The organism is Mesorhizobium sp. WSM4832 (genome assembly GCF_055811115.1).
The window spans coordinates 49066-66234 of record NZ_JBVVQH010000028.1 but is presented as its reverse complement, the minus strand read 5'-3'; the positions used below and the strand labels follow the sequence as shown (position 1 = coordinate 66234).

14 protein-coding genes, 1 other RNA gene and 1 pseudogene are annotated in these 17169 nt (G+C 64.2%); 1 reads left to right on the top strand and 15 read right to left on the bottom strand.

Annotated elements, in window-relative coordinates; genetic code table 11:
• Window positions 1-200: 200 nt before the first annotated feature.
• From murB to mraZ, 12 genes and pseudogenes are all read right to left on the bottom strand, one after another.
• Window positions 201-1166, bottom strand: a complete 966-nt coding sequence (gene murB, locus AC0L2L_RS30140) for a UDP-N-acetylmuramate dehydrogenase (protein WP_473583506.1) — start codon at window positions 1164-1166, stop codon at window positions 201-203.
• Window positions 1163-2569, bottom strand: coding sequence for a UDP-N-acetylmuramate--L-alanine ligase (gene murC, locus AC0L2L_RS30135; protein WP_473583505.1), 1407 nt, complete (start codon window positions 2567-2569; stop codon window positions 1163-1165). The genes murB and murC overlap by 4 nt, the downstream gene beginning before the upstream one ends.
• Entirely contained in the window at window positions 2566-3690 is a 1125-nt protein-coding gene (gene murG, locus AC0L2L_RS30130; protein WP_473583504.1) for an undecaprenyldiphospho-muramoylpentapeptide beta-N-acetylglucosaminyltransferase, read from the bottom strand. The genes murC and murG overlap by 4 nt, the downstream gene beginning before the upstream one ends.
• Window positions 3691-3696: 6 nt before the next feature.
• Window positions 3697-4848: a putative lipid II flippase FtsW gene (gene ftsW, locus AC0L2L_RS30125; RefSeq protein ID WP_473583503.1), complete on the bottom strand. Its 1152-nt coding sequence runs from the start codon at window positions 4846-4848 to the stop codon at window positions 3697-3699.
• Complete coding sequence (gene murD / locus AC0L2L_RS30120; RefSeq protein WP_473583502.1) at window positions 4848-6251, bottom strand: UDP-N-acetylmuramoyl-L-alanine--D-glutamate ligase; 1404 nt, start codon at window positions 6249-6251, stop codon at window positions 4848-4850. Before murD ends, ftsW begins: the two co-directional genes overlap by 1 nt.
• A 9-nt stretch (window positions 6252-6260) precedes the next feature.
• A complete protein-coding gene (gene mraY, locus AC0L2L_RS30115) occupies window positions 6261-7343 on the bottom strand; it encodes a phospho-N-acetylmuramoyl-pentapeptide-transferase (protein WP_473583501.1) in 1083 nt (360 codons plus the stop codon).
• Between the two features lie 27 nt (window positions 7344-7370).
• A pseudogene (locus tag AC0L2L_RS30110) lies at window positions 7371-8804 on the bottom strand (UDP-N-acetylmuramoylalanyl-D-glutamyl-2,6-diaminopimelate--D-alanyl-D-alanine ligase).
• On the bottom strand, window positions 8801-10255 hold the full coding sequence (locus tag AC0L2L_RS30105; RefSeq protein WP_473583500.1) for a UDP-N-acetylmuramoyl-L-alanyl-D-glutamate--2,6-diaminopimelate ligase: 1455 nt from the start codon (window positions 10253-10255) through the stop codon (window positions 8801-8803). The pseudogene AC0L2L_RS30110 and the gene AC0L2L_RS30105 overlap by 4 nt, the downstream one beginning before the upstream one ends.
• A gap of 54 nt (window positions 10256-10309) precedes the next feature.
• A complete protein-coding gene (locus tag AC0L2L_RS30100) occupies window positions 10310-12037 on the bottom strand; it encodes a peptidoglycan D,D-transpeptidase FtsI family protein (RefSeq protein WP_473583499.1) in 1728 nt (575 codons plus the stop codon).
• Window positions 12034-12429: a cell division protein FtsL gene (ftsL, locus tag AC0L2L_RS30095; RefSeq protein WP_473583498.1), complete on the bottom strand. Its 396-nt coding sequence runs from the start codon at window positions 12427-12429 to the stop codon at window positions 12034-12036. Before ftsL ends, AC0L2L_RS30100 begins: the two co-directional genes overlap by 4 nt.
• A 4-nt stretch (window positions 12430-12433) precedes the next feature.
• On the bottom strand, window positions 12434-13450 hold the full coding sequence (gene rsmH, locus AC0L2L_RS30090; RefSeq protein ID WP_473583497.1) for a 16S rRNA (cytosine(1402)-N(4))-methyltransferase RsmH: 1017 nt from the start codon (window positions 13448-13450) through the stop codon (window positions 12434-12436).
• Entirely contained in the window at window positions 13447-13905 is a 459-nt protein-coding gene (mraZ, locus tag AC0L2L_RS30085) for a division/cell wall cluster transcriptional repressor MraZ (RefSeq protein ID WP_473583496.1), read from the bottom strand. The genes rsmH and mraZ overlap by 4 nt, the downstream gene beginning before the upstream one ends.
• A 397-nt stretch (window positions 13906-14302) precedes the next feature.
• Between mraZ and AC0L2L_RS30080 the strand changes: the two genes are divergently transcribed.
• On the top strand, window positions 14303-15415 hold the full coding sequence (locus AC0L2L_RS30080; RefSeq protein WP_473583495.1) for a cystathionine gamma-lyase: 1113 nt from the start codon (window positions 14303-14305) through the stop codon (window positions 15413-15415).
• Between the two features lie 17 nt (window positions 15416-15432).
• Here AC0L2L_RS30080 and AC0L2L_RS30075 read toward each other — a convergent pair whose 3' ends face one another.
• The 3 genes from AC0L2L_RS30075 to AC0L2L_RS30065 form a co-directional block, all read right to left on the bottom strand.
• Window positions 15433-15726, bottom strand: coding sequence for a type II toxin-antitoxin system ParD family antitoxin (locus AC0L2L_RS30075; RefSeq protein WP_473583494.1), 294 nt, complete (start codon window positions 15724-15726; stop codon window positions 15433-15435).
• Between the two features lie 160 nt (window positions 15727-15886).
• Window positions 15887-16283: RNase P RNA component class A (gene rnpB / locus AC0L2L_RS30070), an RNA gene on the bottom strand.
• Window positions 16284-16444: 161 nt separating this feature from the next.
• The gene (locus tag AC0L2L_RS30065) at window positions 16445-17149 is read right to left on the bottom strand and encodes a lytic transglycosylase domain-containing protein (protein WP_473583493.1); all 705 of its coding nucleotides are present in this window, start codon (window positions 17147-17149) and stop codon (window positions 16445-16447) included.
• Between the last annotated feature and the right edge of the window lie 20 nt (window positions 17150-17169).

The window sequence follows — 17169 nt, the reverse complement described above, 5'->3', positions numbered from 1 at the left end:
CAGGAAACGCTTTAGGGCAGAGAATCAGAGAGTTGATTCGCTGGCAAGTGCCTATGATTCCGAGAGATTCACTTTCCGCAAAAAGGGGCGAGAAAAGTGTGTTGTTGAGTCTTTGCGGCAACGGTTGACGCCGTTGCGAAGCACTCAAGTTCAAGTATTACGTGAACGTCGCGAGACGCCGGGCCGCGTTGAGATTCAGGTCAAAGGAGTTGCCCGAGAAACTCCTGCACCGCATGGCCGGGGCGGAAATTGCCGAGGCGCTTGATCTCCCAGTGCAGTCGGATACCGGAATTCTCGAGCACCCGCGCCCGCACCGTCTCGCCAAGATATTCGAGGTCGTAGCCGGTCGCCGTGCCGGTGTTGATCATGAAGTTGCAATGCATCGGCGACATCTGCGCGCCGCCGATCATCAGCCCGCGGCAGCCGGCCTTGTCGATCTCCTTCCAGGCCGAGGTGCCTTCCGGATTCTTGAAGGTCGAGCCGCCGGTCTTCTCGCGGATTGGCTGCACCGTCTCGCGATGGTTCTGCACGGCATCCATCGCCGCCTTGATAGCCGCCTTGTCTTCGGAAACGCCTTCGAAGATCGCCGAGGTGAAGATCAGTCCGCCGGGCGCGGACGAATGGCGATAGGCATAACCCATATCGGCATTGCTGAGCGTGTGGAGATTGCCCTTGCGGTCCAGCGCCCTCACCTCGACGACCCGCTCCCGGGTCTCGACGCCGTTGGCGCCTGCATTCATCCTGAGCGCGCCGCCAATGGCACCGGGAATGCCGTGGTAGAAGTGGAAGCCGCCGATGCCCGCTTCGTGGGCCACCGCGGCGACACGCTTGTCCGGCGTTGCAGCACCTGCTTTGATCGTGGTCGGCCCGGTGGCCTCGGCCTCGCCAAAACCCTTGGCCGAGAGCCTGACGACAAAACCCGCAATGCCGCCGTCGCGCACCAGAAGGTTCGAGCCGACGCCGACCACCAGGACCGGTATCTCTTCCGGCACCGCGCGCAGGAAGGTTGCCAGATCTTCCTCGTCGGCCGGCTGGAACAGCGCCTCCGCCAGGCCGCCGGCACGGAACCAGGTGATCTTGTCCATCTCGGCATTGGGCGTGATACGGCCGCGTAGGCCGGAAAGCCGGCCGCCGAGCTTGTCGATGAGGTCCTGGCCGCGCATCATGAGGGCGTCCCCCCTAGCTCCTTGGGCAGCGCGTAGGCCCATTGCGTGATGTTGCCGGCGCCGAGGAAGATGACGAAGTCGCCGGGCTTGGCAAGCTCGCGAATGGCCGGCGCGATCGCCGCCGCGCCATCGATATAGCGTGCGTCGCGGTGGCCGCCGGAACGTATGCGTGCAACCAGCGTATCCGACGAGACACCTTCGATCGGCTCTTCGCCCGCCGCATAGACTGGCGCCACCATCACGGTGTCTGCGTCGTTGAAGCAGACGGAGAACTCATCGAAGAGATCATGCAGTCGGGTGAAGCGATGCGGCTGCGCGATGGCGATGACGCGTCCCTCGGTCGCGCTGCGCGCGGCCTTCAGCACCGCCGCGATCTCGACCGGATGGTGGCCGTAGTCGTCGAACACCTCGACGCCGTTCCACGAGCCGGTATGGGTAAAGCGCCGCTTGACGCCGGCAAAGGACGACAAGCCCTTCTTGATCGCTTCGGCCGAGAGGCCAAGCTCGTGGGCAACCGTGATCGCCGCGGTCGCGTTGGACACGTTATGCAGGCCGGGCATCGGCAGCCGCAGGTCCTTGATCGTCGTCGAGCCGTGCCCCTTGCGGTCGCGGATCACCACATCGAACTCGGAGGTCGGGCCGCGCATGCGGTGGTTGGTGAAGCGCACATCGGCCTGCGCGTTCTCGCCATAGGTGATGACGCGCCGGTCCTCGATGCGGCCGACCAGCGCCTGCACTTCCGGATGGTCGGTGCACATCACGCCGAAGCCGTAGAACGGCACGTTCTCGACGAACTGGCGGAACGCTTCGCGCACCTTGTCGAAGCTGCCATAGTGGTCGAGATGCTCGGGATCGATGTTGGTGACGACGGCGATATCGGCCGGCAGCTTGAGGAACGTGCCGTCGCTCTCGTCCGCTTCGACCACCATCCATTCGCCGTCGCCCATGCGCGCGTTGGTGCCATAGGCATTGATGATGCCGCCATTGATGACGGTCGGATCGAGCCCGCCGGCCTCGAGCAGCGTCGCCACCATCGAGGTGGTCGTCGTCTTGCCGTGCGTGCCGCCAATGGCAACCGCCTGGCGGAAGCGCATCAGTTCGGCCAGCATTTCGGCGCGGCGCACGATCGGCAACAGCTTTTCGCGCGCGGCCTTCAGTTCCGGGTTGGACTTCTTGATCGCGGTCGAGACGACCACGACTTCGGCGTCGCCGAGGTTTTCGGACTTGTGACCGACGAAGCATTCGATGCCCTTGTCGCGCAGCCGCTGGACATTGGCGCCGTCGGCCTGGTCGGAACCCTGCACCTTGTAGCCGAGATTGTGCAGCACCTCGGCGATACCGCTCATGCCGATGCCGCCGATGCCGATGAAATGTACGAGGCCGATCGTCTGTGGCATCTTCATGCGCGCGTCCTCCTGTAGTCCGAAACCGTTTTGCCGGACGCAATAGCCTCTGTCAGGTCGGCGAGCAACCGCGCCGCGTTGGGTTTCCCGGCCGAGCGGGCGGCGGCGGCCATGGCCGCCAGCCGGTTCGGATCCTGCATCAGCCCGCCGACCAACTCGGCGATCCGTTCCGGCGACAGCGTCGACTGCGGATGGAGTTCGGCGCCGCCGGCGGCGGCAAGTGCCGCGGCATTCGCCGCCTGATCGTGGTCGAGCGCGTGCGGATAAGGCACCAGCAGCGCCGGCCGGCCGATGACGGCGATTTCCGAAACCGTCGAGGCGCCGGAACGCGACATCACCAGATGCGCCGCCGCGATGCGCGCCGCCATATCGGTGAAGAAGGGCGAGGCCTGGACGTCGACGCCAAGATCGGCATAGGCGGCCTTCACCCGCGCCACATCCTCGGCGCGCGCCTGCTGGGTAATCAGCAGCCGCTTGCGCAGGTCTTGCGGTAGCAGCGCGATCGCTGCCGGAACGGCATCGGAAAAGAATTGCGCGCCCTGGCTGCCGCCAAACACCAGGAAGCGGAACGGCTCGCCCTCGTTCGATGCCGCATATGGCGTTTTCGCCGCCTCGAGGACCTGCGGCCTGACCGGATTGCCTGTGGTCACCGTCTTTGCGCCGGCAGCGCTCGCGCCCTCCGGCAGGAAGCCGCCGGCAATCGCGTCGACGCGGCTTGCAAGCGCCTTGTTGGCGCGGCCCATGACGGCGTTCTGCTCATGGATCAGCGTCGGCACCTTGCGCCTTGTCGCGGCATAGAGCGGCGGCAGCGTCGGATAGCCGCCGAAACCGACGACCGCTTCAGGCTTGATCCTGGCGATCACCCGGCCGGCTTCACGTACACCCTGCCAGATTTTCCAGAAGGACGAGAGCACGGCGACCGGATTCTTCGAGCCCAGGGTAGCCGAGGCGATCGAGTGGATTTCAGCAGCCGGGAAATGGCGGGAATAGCGCTCGGCGCGACGGTCGGTGGCAAGATGCACCTTCCAGCCGCGTTCGATCAGCTCATGCGCAAGCGCCTCGGCCGGAAACAGATGTCCGCCCGTTCCGCCGGCTGCAAGCAGGATGACGCCCTTTGCCATCCTGCCTCATTCCGCCGGCATTGCGCGCTGGGCAAGGACGAAGCCCATCTGCTTGCGCTTTTCGGGGCGCCTGCGCGTCAAGGCGAGCACCATGCCCATCGAGACGGCGATGGCGATCTGCGAGGAGCCGCCATAAGAGATGAAGGGCAGCGTCATGCCCTTGGCCGGCATCAGCTGCAGGTTCACGCACATGTTGATGGCCGATTGCAGGCCGAAGACGGTGACGAGGCCGCCAACGGCGTAGCGGGTGAAATCGTCCTGCTCCTTGAGCGCGATGCTCAATCCGCGCAGCACGATGAAGGCGAAGATCGACATGATGAAGAAGCACATGATGAGGCCGAACTCCTCGCCGGCGACCGAGAAGACGAAGTCGGCATGGCTGTCCGGGATGACCCGCTTCACCGTGCCCTCGCCCGGGCCGACGCCGAACCAGCCGCCGTTGATCAGCGCCTCGCGGCCCATGTCGACCTGGAAGGTGTCGCCTTCGCCGGTCATGAACTTGTCGATGCGCGCGGCGACGTGCGGAAACACCGTATAGGCCGCGAACACGCCGCCGACGCCGGCCGCGCCAAGTGCTACGATCCAGAACCACGGCAAGCCGGCCATGAAGAACATCACGCCCCAGGTGCCGAGCACCAGCATGGTCTGGCCGAGGTCGGGCTGCGCCACCAGAAGCGAGATGACCAGCGCGAGCAAAAGCATTGCGAACAGATTGCCGGGAATGTCGGGCTGGCGCTTATGCTCGGCAAACAGCCAGGCGCAGAGGATGACGAAGGCCGGCTTCAGGAACTCGGACGGCTGGATGGACAGGCCGGCGAGCGACACCCAGCGCCGCGCGCCCTTCACCTCGACGCCGATGTAGAGCACCGCCACCATCAGCACCAGCATGATGCAGATCATCACCAGCGACACGCGCCTTATCTGCCGCGCCTCCAGGAAGGAGACCGCCAGCATCACGATAAGCGCCGGGATGGTAAAGATGATCTGGCGCGTGGCGAAGTGGAAGCTGTCGAGGCCGATGCGCTCGGCCACCGCCGGACTTGCAGCGAAGGACAACACGATGCCCAGCCCCATCAGCGACAGGAATGCCGCCAGGAACCAGCGATCGATCGTCCACCACCAGGTTGCGACCGGACTTTTGTCGAGACGGCTTTGCATCAACGTGGCCCTCCGATGGATATCACCCCATCAATAGCAGTCGCAGCTTGCCTGAAGGCTTCGCCGCGAACTTCGAAATTCTTGAACTGGTCGAAACTGGCGCAGGCCGGCGAGAGCAGCACCACGGCCTCGCCGCCGGTGTCGCTTGCCGCGTCGCTGGCGGCATGCTCGACCGCCGCCGCCAGCGTTCCGGATATTTCGTAAGGCACCGTCTCGCCAAGCGTGGCGGAAAAGGCAGGTGCGGCCTCGCCGATCAGATAGGCCTTGGCGATGCGCGGGAAGAAGCCGCGCAGCGGCTCGATGCCGCCTTCCTTGGGCAGGCCGCCGGCGATCCAGTAGATGCGGTTGGTGAAGCTTGACAGCGCGGGGGCTGCCGCATCGGCATTGGTCGCCTTGGAATCGTTGACGAACAGCACATGGCCCTTGCGGCCGACCTGCTCCATCCGGTGCGCGAGGCCGGGGAAGCTTTCGAGCCCGGCCTGTATCTCGCCAAGATCGAGCCCGACCTTGAGGCAAGCGGCAATGGCGGCCAGCGCGTTTTGCGCATTGTGCTGGCCGCGCAGCGAGCCGATTCCTTCGAGGAAGGCGACGCGGCTGTAGCGGCCATGCACGGCTTCCATCAGATTGGTGCCGTCGGCGAAATAGCCGTCGGTCAGCGGCAGGCGCTTGGAAATACGGATGACCTGCCGGCCGGCGCGCTCCAGGCGGTCGGCGATCTGGGCGCACCAGGAATCGTCGACGCCGACGATCGCGGTGTCGCTGCCGGCGACCAGCCTTTCCTTGATCGAGGCATAGTGCGCCATCGTGCCGTGCCGGTCGAGATGATCGGGCGTCAGGTTGAGCAGGATACCGGCGGTCGGGTTGATCGAAGGCGCGAGGTCGATCTGGTAGGACGAGCACTCCACGACATAGTGCCGCTTCGGTTCCGGTAGATCGAGCGTCATGATGGCGCGGCCGATATTGCCGCCCATCTGCGTGTCGCGTCCCGCCGACTTCAGGATATGCGCCGTCAGCGCCGTCGTCGTCGACTTGCCGTTGGTGCCGGTAATCGCAATGAACGGCGCTGCCGGCGCGCGGCTGATGCGTTCGCGGCAGAACAGTTCGATATCGCCGATCACCTCGACGCCGGCGCCGCGTGCCAGCTCCACCGTCCAATGCGGCTTCGGATGCGTCAGCGGCACCCCTGGCGACAACACGAAGGCCGAGAAGCGCGACCAGTCGGCGGCGCGCAGATCGCCGGTCGCAATGCCCGCGGCCGCTGCCTTGGCGACACTTTCAGGATTGTCGTCCCAGGCCAGCACCTCGGCGCCGCCGGCGATCAGCGCATGCGCGGTGGCGATCCCCGAGCCGCCAAGCCCGAAGAGCGAAACGCGTTTGCCTGAAAAGGAAGCGGCGGGAATCAAGCGTGCGTCCTACCTGAGCTTGAGGGTTGAGAGGCCGACCAGCGCCAGGATGACGGCGATGATCCAGAAGCGGATCACCACCTGGCTTTCGGTCCAGCCGAGTTTTTCGAAATGGTGATGGATCGGCGCCATCAGGAACACGCGCTTGCCGGTCATCTTGAAGTAGCCGACCTGGATGATGACCGACAGGATCTCGACCACGAACAGGCCGCCGACGATGACCAGCACGATCTCGTGCTTGGTGGCGACCGCGATGGTGCCGATCAGGCCGCCCATCGCCAGCGAGCCGGTATCGCCCATGAAGATCGCGGCCGGCGGCGCGTTGAACCAGAGGAAGCCGAGGCCCGCGCCGATCACCGCGCCGAGCACGACGGCAAGCTCACCGGTGCCGGGAACGAAATGGATCTGCAGATATTCGGCGAAGACCGCGTTGCCCGAAAGATAGGCGATGACGCCGAAGGACGCCGCCGCGATCATGATCGGCACGATCGCCAGGCCGTCGAGGCCGTCGGTCAGGTTCACCGCATTGCCCGCGCCGACGATGACGAAGCAGGAGAACGGGATGAAGAACCAGCCGAGATTGACCAGGAATTCCTTGGCGAAGGGGAAGGTCAGCGACGACGAGAACGGCGCCTGGCCATTGTGCATGATCACCCACGCCGCGATTGCCGCGACGACGAACTCGATCGCCAGCCTCGCCTTGCCGGAGAAGCCCATATGCGACTGCTTGGTGACCTTGAGATAGTCGTCGTAGAAGCCGATCGAGCCGAAGCCGACGGTGACCAAAAGCACCACCCAGACATAGATGCTGGAAAGGTTCGCCCATAAAAGCGACGAACCGATGATGCCGGACAGGATCATCAGTCCGCCCATCGTCGGCGTTCCCGCCTTCTTGAAATGTGTTTGCGGGCCGTCGGCGCGGATCGGCTGGCCCTTGCCTTGCCGCAGGCGCAGCGAATTGATGATTGTCGGCCCGAAGATGAAGACGATCAGCGCCGAGGTGATCAGCGCGCCGCCGGTGCGAAAAGTGATGTAGCGGAAGACGTTGAAGAACGAAATCTTGTCCGCGAAATCGACGAGCAGTGTGAACATGGTCTTTCCGTCCCCCGGAGCCCGACCTCAAGTCGGTTCAATGTTTGTGGCTTCCGCCGGAAATTTGCCGAGCAACGCCTCGACCAGCTTTGAAAACCCGATGCCTTTCGACGACTTGACCATGACAACGTCGCCGGGTCTCAGCGCAGAGATCACGATCGGCTTCAGCTCCTCGGCGCCGGCCCGATATTCCGTCTGGACATCGGCGGGCAAAACCTCTGCCAGCGCCTGCATTTCCGGCCCGCCGAGAAAGACGTTGCGCGTGCCCGTGCCGACGATCAGTTCGGCAAGGGCGGCATGGAGCTTCGCCGAATGGCTGCCGAGCTCCAACATGTCGCCGAGGACCGCGATGCGTCTGCCCTCGCCCGAGACCGGCGTGGCGTTGAGCAGTGCCATCGCGGCCGCCATCGACGCCGGATTGGCGTTGTAGCTCTCGTCGATCAGCGTGATAGGCCCGTTTGGATGGCGCAGGACATGGCGTCGGCCGCGCCCGCGCTCGGCCTAAAGATCGGCAAGCGCCGCCGCGACCTTGTCGAGGTCGGCGCCGACAAGCTTGGCGGCGCCCAGCACCGCCAATATGTTCTGCACCATATGGCGGCCGGGCGCACCGACACGCGCCGCAACATCCTGCTTGCCGATTTTGACGGCGATGTCGGAATGGTCGGCGTAAAGCTCACAGCCGGTGAGCCGGAAAATCGAACGGGCATTCTCGCCGAAGCTGAAGACGTGCTCGACGCCTGCCTCCTTCGCCATTTTTTCGAGCAGCTTCCAGCGTTGATCGTCGCGGTTGAGCACGGCGGCGCCGCCGGGCTCAACCCCCTCGAATATCTCCGCCTTCGCCTTGGCGATCTCGTCGAGATTCTTGAAGAAGCCGAGATGGGCGGCGGCAATCATCGTCACGATGGCGACATGCGGCCTGACCATCTTGACCAGCGGCCTGATCTCGCCCGGATGGTTCATGCCGATCTCGAAGACCGCGTAGTCGCAGTCCTGCGGCATGCGGGCGAGCGTCAGCGGCACGCCCCAATGATTGTTGAAAGACTGCGCCGAGGCGTGCACCCTGCCAACCGACGTCAGCACATGGCGCAGCGCTTCCTTGGTAGTCGTCTTGCCCGCCGAGCCCGTGACAGCGATGATCTTGGCCTTCGAACGCGCGCGGGCCGCCACACCGAGTTTCTCGAGGGCCGCAAGCACGTCCTGCACGACGATCATCGGCGCCGTCAGCCGTCCGAGCGACGGCAGCTTGCCCTCGGCGACGACAAGCACGGCCGCGCCGGCCTTCACCGCCGCGGTCGCGAAATCGTGGCCGTCCATCGCCTCTCCCTTGATGGCGAAGAAGGCGTTTCCCGGCTCCAGGCTGCGGCTGTCGATCGAAATCCCAGTGATGCCTTCCGGCAGCGAGCCGATCGGCCTGCCACCCATCGCTTCGACCAGCGCTTCCGACGTCCAGAGCAAACTCATGCGGCGCGCTCCGTAAGCGCCTCGCGCACTTCCTCATGGTCGGAGAAGTGGAAGGTTTCGCTGCCGATGGTCTGGCCTTCCTCATGCCCCTTGCCGGCGACGATGAGCGTATCGCCGGCGCGAAGCATCGCCACCGCCTCATGGATTGCCTTGCGGCGGTCGCCGATTTCGATGGCTCCGGGCGCCGCGGCGAGAATGGCCGCGCGGATGGTTTCGGGCACTTCCGTGCGCGGATTGTCGTCGGTGACGATGACGACATCGGCGAGCCGCGTCGCGATCTCACCCATGATCGGCCTCTTCCCCCGATCGCGGTCGCCGCCGCAGCCGAACACCACGACGACACGGCCCGTGGTGAAAGGCCGGACCGAGGTTAGCACGTTTTCCAGCGCATCGGGCTTGTGCGCGTAGTCGACATAAACGGGAGCGCCAGCGGCGGTTGTGCCGACGAGGTCGAGCCGGCCCGGCGCGCCTTTCAGTTTTTCCAGCGCGGCCAAAGCCTTGTCGACCGGCGTTCCAGTCGAGATGGCAAGCCCGGCGGAGACCAGCGCGTTGGCGATCTGGAAGTCGCCGGCCAAGGGCAGGTCGACCTCATACAGCACGCCGGCGGCCTCGACCTCGGCGCGCTGGCGGTGGCGCTCGTGCTCGACCCGCTTCAACGTCAGGAAATCGCCATGGCGGCCGACGGTCAGCACCTTCAGGCCCGCAGCCTTTGCAGCATGAACCGTCGGCTCAGACCACGGATCGTCGGCAAAGACGATCGCGGGCGCGCCCTTAGGCAGCAGCATGTCGAACAGGCGCAGCTTGGCGCGGTGATAATCCTCGACGGTCGGATGGTAATCCATGTGGTCGCGGCCGAGATTGGTGAAGCCGCCGGCCGCGAGTTTCACGCCGTCGAGGCGGCGCTGGTCGAGGCCGTGGCTCGAGGCTTCCATCGAGGCGTGCGTGACGCCGGCGTCCGCCAGTTCCTTGAGCAACCGGTGCAGCGCCACCGGGTCGGGCGTGGTCAATGAGCCGTATTCGTTGCGGCCGGGTGCCACCACGCCGGTCGTGCCTATCGAGGCGGCGGCAAAACCCGCCTGCTCCCAGATCTGGCGGGTGAAAGCGGCGACGGAAGTCTTGCCGGCCGTGCCGGTGACGGCGACCATGGTCTGCGGCTGGCGTCCGAAGAAGCGTGCGGCGCTGAGCGCCAGCGCATGGCGCGGATCATCGACGGCAAGGACAGGAATCGACAGGCCGGAAACGGCCGTGCCCTTGCCTGCGACGATCGCGGCGGCACCCCGGCTGGCGGCATCGGCCGCATAGGTCGAGCCATCGGCCTTGCTGCCGGCAAGCGCGAAGAAGACCACACCCGGTCTTACCGTGCGGGAATCGGAGGAAAGCCCGGTAACCTCCATATCGCGGGAAGCTGTTCCCTCGACAGGCAGGACACCGGCTAGATCTTTTAGATGCATTGAGTCCCGTTCATCGCAACAAAATAGCGCGCAGTTGCCGGCGCGCCCCAAGAATCACTGATAGGAAACCAGCGTTGCACCATTTTCATGGCTGAAATCTGGCTTCACGCCAAGCATGGCCGCTGAACGCCTGATGATGTTGCCGGCGATAACCCCCGCATTGGCGGCGGCGACGTCCGTCATCCCGGGCTTTTCCGGATGCGGGGCGTCGGCAATCGTAAAGACAAGATATTGCGGATCGTCCATCGGGAAGGCGGCGACGAAGGTGTTGAAGTTCAACTCCTTCGAGTAGCGGCCGTTGATGACCTTCTCGGCAGTTCCGGTCTTGCCGCCAACCCGGTAGCCGGGGACCCTGGCGTTTCTGGCGGAGCCCTTCTCGGCGTTGAGCGTATAGAGGTAGCGCATGCCTTCGACCGTCTTTTCGCTGACCACTTTCTTGGCCACCGCCATTGCATCCTGCTCGCTGCGGACTAGGAATGTCGGCTGGATCAGATAACCGCCATTCATCAGCGCCGCGCAGCCGACGGCCGCCTGCAGCGGCGTCGTCGACACACCATGGCCGAAGGCGATGGTGAAGGAATTGACCTGTTTCCAGACCTTCGGTTCAGTCGGGCGGGCGACCTCCGGCAGTTCGGTCTGCATCTTGTCCAGAATTCCAAGGCGATGCAGGAATTCGCGGTGTCCTTCGATACCGACAAGCTCGGCCTCCCTGGCCGACCCGATGTTGGACGAATAGAGGAACACCTCCGGCAACGACAGCACCCGGTTCTTGCCGTGGAAGTCGTGAATGGCCTGGTGGCCGACCCGGATTGGATGCGAAGCGTCGAAGCGGCTCGCCATCGTCGCCTTGCCGGAATCGAGCGCCATGGCCGAGGTGAAGCTCTTGAAGGTCGAGCCCATCTCGTAAAGGCCAGCCGACATACGGTTCAGCCGGTCCTTGTCCTGTGCGTTGTAAGGATTGTTCGGATCGAAATCCGGCACCGAGGCCATGGCTATCACTTCGCCGGTCTTGACGTTCAGCACAACGGCGCCGGCGCCCATGGCGCGATAGCGCTCCAGGCCGGCGGCGATCTCGTCGCGCACCACGTGCTGGACGCGCAGATCGATCGAGAGCTTCACCGGCTTGAGATCCTTGGCCACCGCCAGGCCCGACGCCTGCAGGTCGCTCAGACCTTGCGCATCGATATACTTCTCCATGCCGGAGATGCCCTGGTTGTCGATGTTGGTCAGGCCGACAATGTAGGACGAGGTTTCGCCGCTCGGATAGAAACGGCGCTTCTCCGTGCGAAAGCCGAGGCCAGGAACGCCGAGCGACATGATGTCGGCCTGCTGCTTCGGCGTCAGCTGTCGCTGCAGCCAGACGAAGCCGGCGCCGCTCTTGAGCTTGCGATAGGTCTGCTCGTAGTCGATCTCCGGCAGCACGGTCGACAGCCTCTCGATCGCCTCGTCGGCATCGACGATGCGGCGCGGCTCGGCAAACAGCGACGCCGTCTTGATATCGGTCGCCAGCACTTCGCCATTGCGGTCGACGATATCGGGGCGCGACGCGGTGACCCTGCTCTGCGGACCGTCCGACAGGTCCGGGTTCTGCAGGCCGAGATAGACAAGCCGGCCGGCAATCGTCGAATAGATGGTGAAGAACACCGCCATCGTCATGACGATGCGGGTCCTGGCCTTGCCGCCCGTCGCCTTGCGCGCCGCGTCGACGACGATCGAGCCGTCCTCGGCGGTCTTCTTCCGTCGCTTCAGCAGGTCGCCGATCCTTGGAAGCCTGCTGATCATTGCACCGTGCTCCCGGTGACTATCGGGTCCTTGTCGCCCGCAGCTCCATCACCGGAATTGTCGGCCATGCCGCCAAGCCGCTGCGAGGAGAGGTCCTCGATGGTCACGGGCTTTACGGGAATGTCGTCAAGGCCGCCGATCTGGCGGGCGCCAACCGGTTCGAGGCCGAGTTGGGTCTTGTAGACATCGGCAAGCTTCTGCAGCCGCGACGGCTGGGTAAGCAGGCTCCAGTCCGCCTTGAGGAGATCGATCGTGTCTTCCTCGTAGCGGATTTGCGCCTGTATCTTCTGCACGGCCGCCATTTGCTCCTCTGCCTCGCGCTTGGTCTTGTAGGTCAGGGCCGCAGCCGAGACCATGACGGCGATCAGGACTATGTCGCTGGTACGAAACACGTGCTCACCTCTCTCCCGGCCGTTCGACGGCGGGAAGCTTTGGAAGGCCGAAAATCGAAAAATCGCCTGCGCGCGCCGGCGCCTCGGTGCGCATTGCCGCGCGCAGCCTGGCCGAGCGCGCCCGAGGATTGGCCGCTATCTCGGCCTCTCCAGCCGTCACCCCGCCGCCGGCCTTGCGGAAGGTCGCGACACGAACGGGTGCATCGGGCATGTGGCGTGAGCCGCTGGCGGCTTCGGAACGGTCGGCGATGAAGCGCTTGACGATGCGGTCTTCCAGCGAATGGAACGTCACGACGGCAAGCCGTCCGCCAGGTTTCAGCACGCGCTCGGCGGCCAGCAGCGCTCTTGCAAGCTCGCCAAGCTCGTCATTGACGAAGATGCGCAGCGCCTGGAAGACGCGCGTGGCCGGATGGATCTTGTCCTTCGGCCCTCGTCCGATATGCGTCTCGATCGCGTCGGCGAGATCGAGCGTGCGTTCGAAAGGCTTCTTCTCACGCCGGCTCTCAATCATGCGCGCGATGCGGCCGGCATGACGCTCCTCGCCGAGAAAGCCGAAGATGCGGGCAAGGTCGCCGGCCTTGAAGGTGTTGACGACGTCGGCGGCGCTCAGACCCGCCTGCGCCATGCGCATGTCGAGCGGTCCGTCGGCGCGAAAGGAAAAGCCGCGCTCCGCCTGGTCGAGTTGCATGGACGAAACACCGATGTCGAGCACGACGCCATCGGCGCCCTCGACATGCTCGTCCAACGTGGAGAACGGCGCCTGGACAAGCCTCAGCCGGCCGCCGGCCTGCCGTTCGAGCGCCCTGCCCGCCGCGATTGCGTCCGGGTCGCGGTCGATGGCGACGACTGAGGCGCCGCGATCGAGAATGGCGCTTGTATAGCCGCCGGCGCCGAATGTCCCGTCAACGATCGTCTCGCCTGGCTTTGGCTCCAGAGCTTCAAGCACTTCGGCAAGGAGGACCGGAATGTGGCGGGCCGGTCCGCCAACGGCGTGAGGATCATCGCCGTGGCCAGCCATCATTCCGATCGCTCCCCGGGCTTCGTCCCCTGCCGAAGCTGCAAAAGCCTGGCCCGCGCCTGCGCCCCATAGGCAGCAAGCCGTCCCGGCTCCCAAACCTGAAAGAAATTGCCGCGGCCGACAAAGACCACCTCGTTCGAGATGCCCGTATGCTCGCGGATGAAATCGGTCATGGTGATGCGGCCGTCCTGGTCGAGCTTCAGAAACGTCCCGTCGCCATGGCAGAAGAATGACATATCGTCCGCCGTCTGCAAGAACGGGTCTTCCAGCGCGATCCGCTGCTCGTAACGGTCGAGCAGGTCGAGCCCGCCGACATCCATGGCCGGAAGGTCCAGGCAGCGCAGCGCGTAGAGTTCCGAGTAACCGCGCTTCTGCACCACCGCGCGGAAATGCGCCGGAACGGAGACTCGTCCCTTCGCGTCTATCCTGTTCACCGCATTTGACAGAAATCGGTCCAATGAACGCTACAGCCGCTTCCGCCGCCGCCCCCCTTCCCATGTTGTTCTCCGCGCCCCTGCCGCACCCGCGGCAAATCGCTTCATTCACCGGGGCGAAAACCGGCAAACGCGCAGCCGCCGCGACTGCCCGATTGGCGTACGCTTCACCCTGACGCGGAACGAAAGCTTGATTTAAATGGGATATCATGGGGCACTATGGGCGTCAACGGGAGCAGGCATCACAAACACGCGCGCCACAACCAGAAAGCGCAGGCTGAAGGCACGTCTCGTCTTTATCGTCTATTAAGCCTAACGAAGCGTTTAGAGCCCTCTGGCCCAAAAAGACGCTGCTTGCTGCGAACAGTCCTCGCGCATAGCGTCGGTTGACGCCTTTCTGCCCAAAACAAGGATCGAGTTGATGCCCGACAATGCGAAATCACGCGCCGCGACACTTGCCCATCTGCGCAGCGCCGATTTCGCCAAGGGCGATCCGATCCCGTTGCCGCTGACCATGGCCTCGATCTTTCACGCGCCGGGCGACGCGACGGGCTTCGATCAATATGGCCGCTTCAGCAACCCGACCTGGCATGCGGTCGAGCATGCGCTCGGCCATCTGGAAGATGCGCAATGTGTTGCCTTTCCGTCGGGAATGGGCGCGATTTCAGCGGCTTTTTTCTCGCTCCTTAAATCGGGCGACCGTATCCTTTTGCCGTCGGACGGCTATCACACGACGCGGGCGCTGGCCGAGCGCTTCCTGAAATCGCTCGGCGTCGCCTATGACGTGAGGCCGACGGCAACCATTCTCGATGGCGGTTTCGCCGGCTACCGGGCGGTTTTTGTCGAAAGTCCGTCGAACCCCCGGCTGGACATCTGTGACATCACCGCCGTCGCCAAGGCCGTCCATGCGCAAGGAGGGATCTTGATCGTCGACAACACGACGATGACGCCCTTCGGCCAGCGCCCGCTCGATCTTGGCGCCGACATCGTGGTCTCGGCCGACACCAAGGCGATCAACGGCCACTCGGACGTGCTCTTCGGCCATGTCGCCAGCCGCGATCCCGACATTGTCGCCAGGGTGAAGGATTGGCGCGAGACTGCCGGCGGCATCCCCGGTCCGTTCGAGGCCTGGCTGGTGCATCGCGGCCTCGAAACGCTGGAAGTGCGCTTCGACCGCATGTGCTCGTCGGCCGAAACGATCGCGCGGCGGCTGAAACACCACCGCGCCGTAAGCGGCCTACGCTTTCCCGGGCTCGAGGGCGATGCCTCGCACAATCTGGCGCGCGCCCAGATGGAGCGCTTCGGCTTTTTGATTTCCTTCGAACTGGCCTCCGAAGAACAGGCCGAGCAATTTATCGACAATTGCACGCTGATTGAATCGGCGACGTCCTTCGGCGGCGTGCACACATCGGCCGAGCGGCGTTCGAAACGCGGCGATGCCGTGCCGCCGGGCTTCGTCCGCCTGGCGATCGGCTGCGAGCCGGTGGAAGAACTCTGGCGGGCGATCGAAGCGTCGCTGGACAAGATCGCCTGAGCAAATACGGCGCCCAGTCACACCTCGATTTTCGCCGCCCCTTTGGTTTTCATCATTTCGAGATATCTGGCCCGGGCGCGCTGAATCACAGGCGGCCCTTCCAGAGCCGGCCCGCTGTCGATGCCCTCCTGCACCAGCTCCCGCAGTTCTTCGACTGTGTAGCCGAGCAGGTCGCGCCGCTCCTTCCATTGTCTGAGCGCATCGCGGATCACTTCGCTGGCCGAGGCGTATTCGCCTGCTGCGACGACATCGTCCACCGCCGCCGCCAGCTCCGGCGAAAGCGTGATGCTGCGTTTATCGACCTGGCCCATGACGCGCTCCTGCTCTTTCCCAGCAAGGTACGATTTAATCGCACCAGCTTCAAGGAACCGATAATGACGCTCAAAGCCCCACCTGCCCAAGGCGCTGAATCAAAAGGCACGCCTTTCGGCGTAACCTTCTGATTTCGGGGAACTATCGCAAGTTCGAAAAACTGCCAGCTGGCCTGTAAGCCGGGTTTTGTATGGCCCTCGCCCTGGAGCGAGAACGTGGCGGCCATTCATCTTGGGCGCATGTTGCCATGCGCCTCACGCAACCTACCCGGACGGTGGGCCGGAAACAGCCCTCGAAGGTTTCCCTTCGCACCGCCCCTATTCGGTTTTGCTCCCGGTGGGGTTTGCCCTGCCGCTCCTGTTGCCAGTCGCGCGGTGGGCTCTTACCCCACCCTTTCACCCTTGCCGCGGCAGAAGCCGCGGCGGTTTGCTTTCTGTGGCACTTTCCCTGGGGTCGCCCCCGCCGGCCGTTAGCCGGCACCGTGTTTCCATGGAGCCCGGACTTTCCTCACCCGCAGCCTTTCGGCTCTCGCGGGTGCGGCCGCCCGGCCAGCTGGCAAGCGCGTATAAAGGGATTTCCACCTGAAAAGGCAAACGAAAAAGCCGATCCGTGTGGCCCAAAAAGTTCTCGGCCTCAGTCTGAAGGTGCCCGGCGATTTTGGACAAGGACATGCACGAGGGGCTACACCTTGCCCAAATCCACCTTGACGGACGAGCTTTAGGCCGGCGAACCCAGCGCCACCAACTGCACCTTCACCTTGCTGCAATAGGCGGCCGAAACCGGATTCATCCGCGTCGCGCCGTGACCCGCATTGTATTTGAGGATCGTGCCACAGGTGGTCCCGCCGCCGAGGTCCCGCGCCATGGCGAGATACTTCATGCCGTATTTGATGTTGGTGTCGGGATCGAACAATCCCTTGGCCGAACCGGTATAGCCCATCATCCGCGCTGTCGCCGGCTTGATCTGCATCAGGCCGATCTCGCCCGCGCCGCCGACCAAGTTCGGCCGGTAGTTGCTTTCGATCTTGATGACGGCATTGGCCAGCGACACCGGCACGCCATAGCTCGCGGCATAGCGGGCAATGATCGTCGAATACTGGCCGCTGCCCGCCGCGGCGGGCGTCGCCAGGGCGGCCTTGCCGGTATTATCGATCGAGGCCGTCGTGGTGAGATCAATCCTCTTTCTGCCGCGCTTGGCACGCTTGGCCGTCGATTTGGTTGCCCTGGTCGCGGCAACCTTCTGCACCTTTGCCGGAGCTCTCTTGATTTTTGGCGCCTTGCCGCCTGGGGCAGCCTTGGTCGTCGTGGGGGCGACGACAAGGCCACCTGCCCGAAGGCTCAAAGGGGCGGCGCTTGCCGGATTGAAGGCAAAACTTATCACTCCGGCAGCAACAGCTGCCGCTACAACGGTCAATTTTTGCATGTAGTCCTGTTCTCTTAGAA

Coding starts and splice junctions, on each gene's coding strand:
- murB (WP_473583506.1), bottom strand. CDS start 1,166: ATGATGCGCGGCCAGGACCTCATCGACAAGCTCGGCGGCCGGCTTTCC.
- murC (WP_473583505.1), bottom strand. CDS start 2,569: ATGAAGATGCCACAGACGATCGGCCTCGTACATTTCATCGGCATCGGC.
- murG (WP_473583504.1), bottom strand. CDS start 3,690: ATGGCAAAGGGCGTCATCCTGCTTGCAGCCGGCGGAACGGGCGGACAT.
- ftsW (WP_473583503.1), bottom strand. CDS start 4,848: ATGCAAAGCCGTCTCGACAAAAGTCCGGTCGCAACCTGGTGGTGGACG.
- mraY (WP_473583501.1), bottom strand. CDS start 7,343: ATGTTCACACTGCTCGTCGATTTCGCGGACAAGATTTCGTTCTTCAAC.
- AC0L2L_RS30105 (WP_473583500.1), bottom strand. CDS start 10,255: ATGCATCTAAAAGATCTAGCCGGTGTCCTGCCTGTCGAGGGAACAGCT.
- AC0L2L_RS30100 (WP_473583499.1), bottom strand. CDS start 12,037: ATGATCAGCAGGCTTCCAAGGATCGGCGACCTGCTGAAGCGACGGAAG.
- rsmH (WP_473583497.1), bottom strand. CDS start 13,450: ATGATGGCTGGCCACGGCGATGATCCTCACGCCGTTGGCGGACCGGCC.
- AC0L2L_RS30080 (WP_473583495.1), top strand. CDS start 14,303: ATGCCCGACAATGCGAAATCACGCGCCGCGACACTTGCCCATCTGCGC.
- AC0L2L_RS30075 (WP_473583494.1), bottom strand. CDS start 15,726: ATGGGCCAGGTCGATAAACGCAGCATCACGCTTTCGCCGGAGCTGGCG.
- AC0L2L_RS30065 (WP_473583493.1), bottom strand. CDS start 17,149: ATGCAAAAATTGACCGTTGTAGCGGCAGCTGTTGCTGCCGGAGTGATA.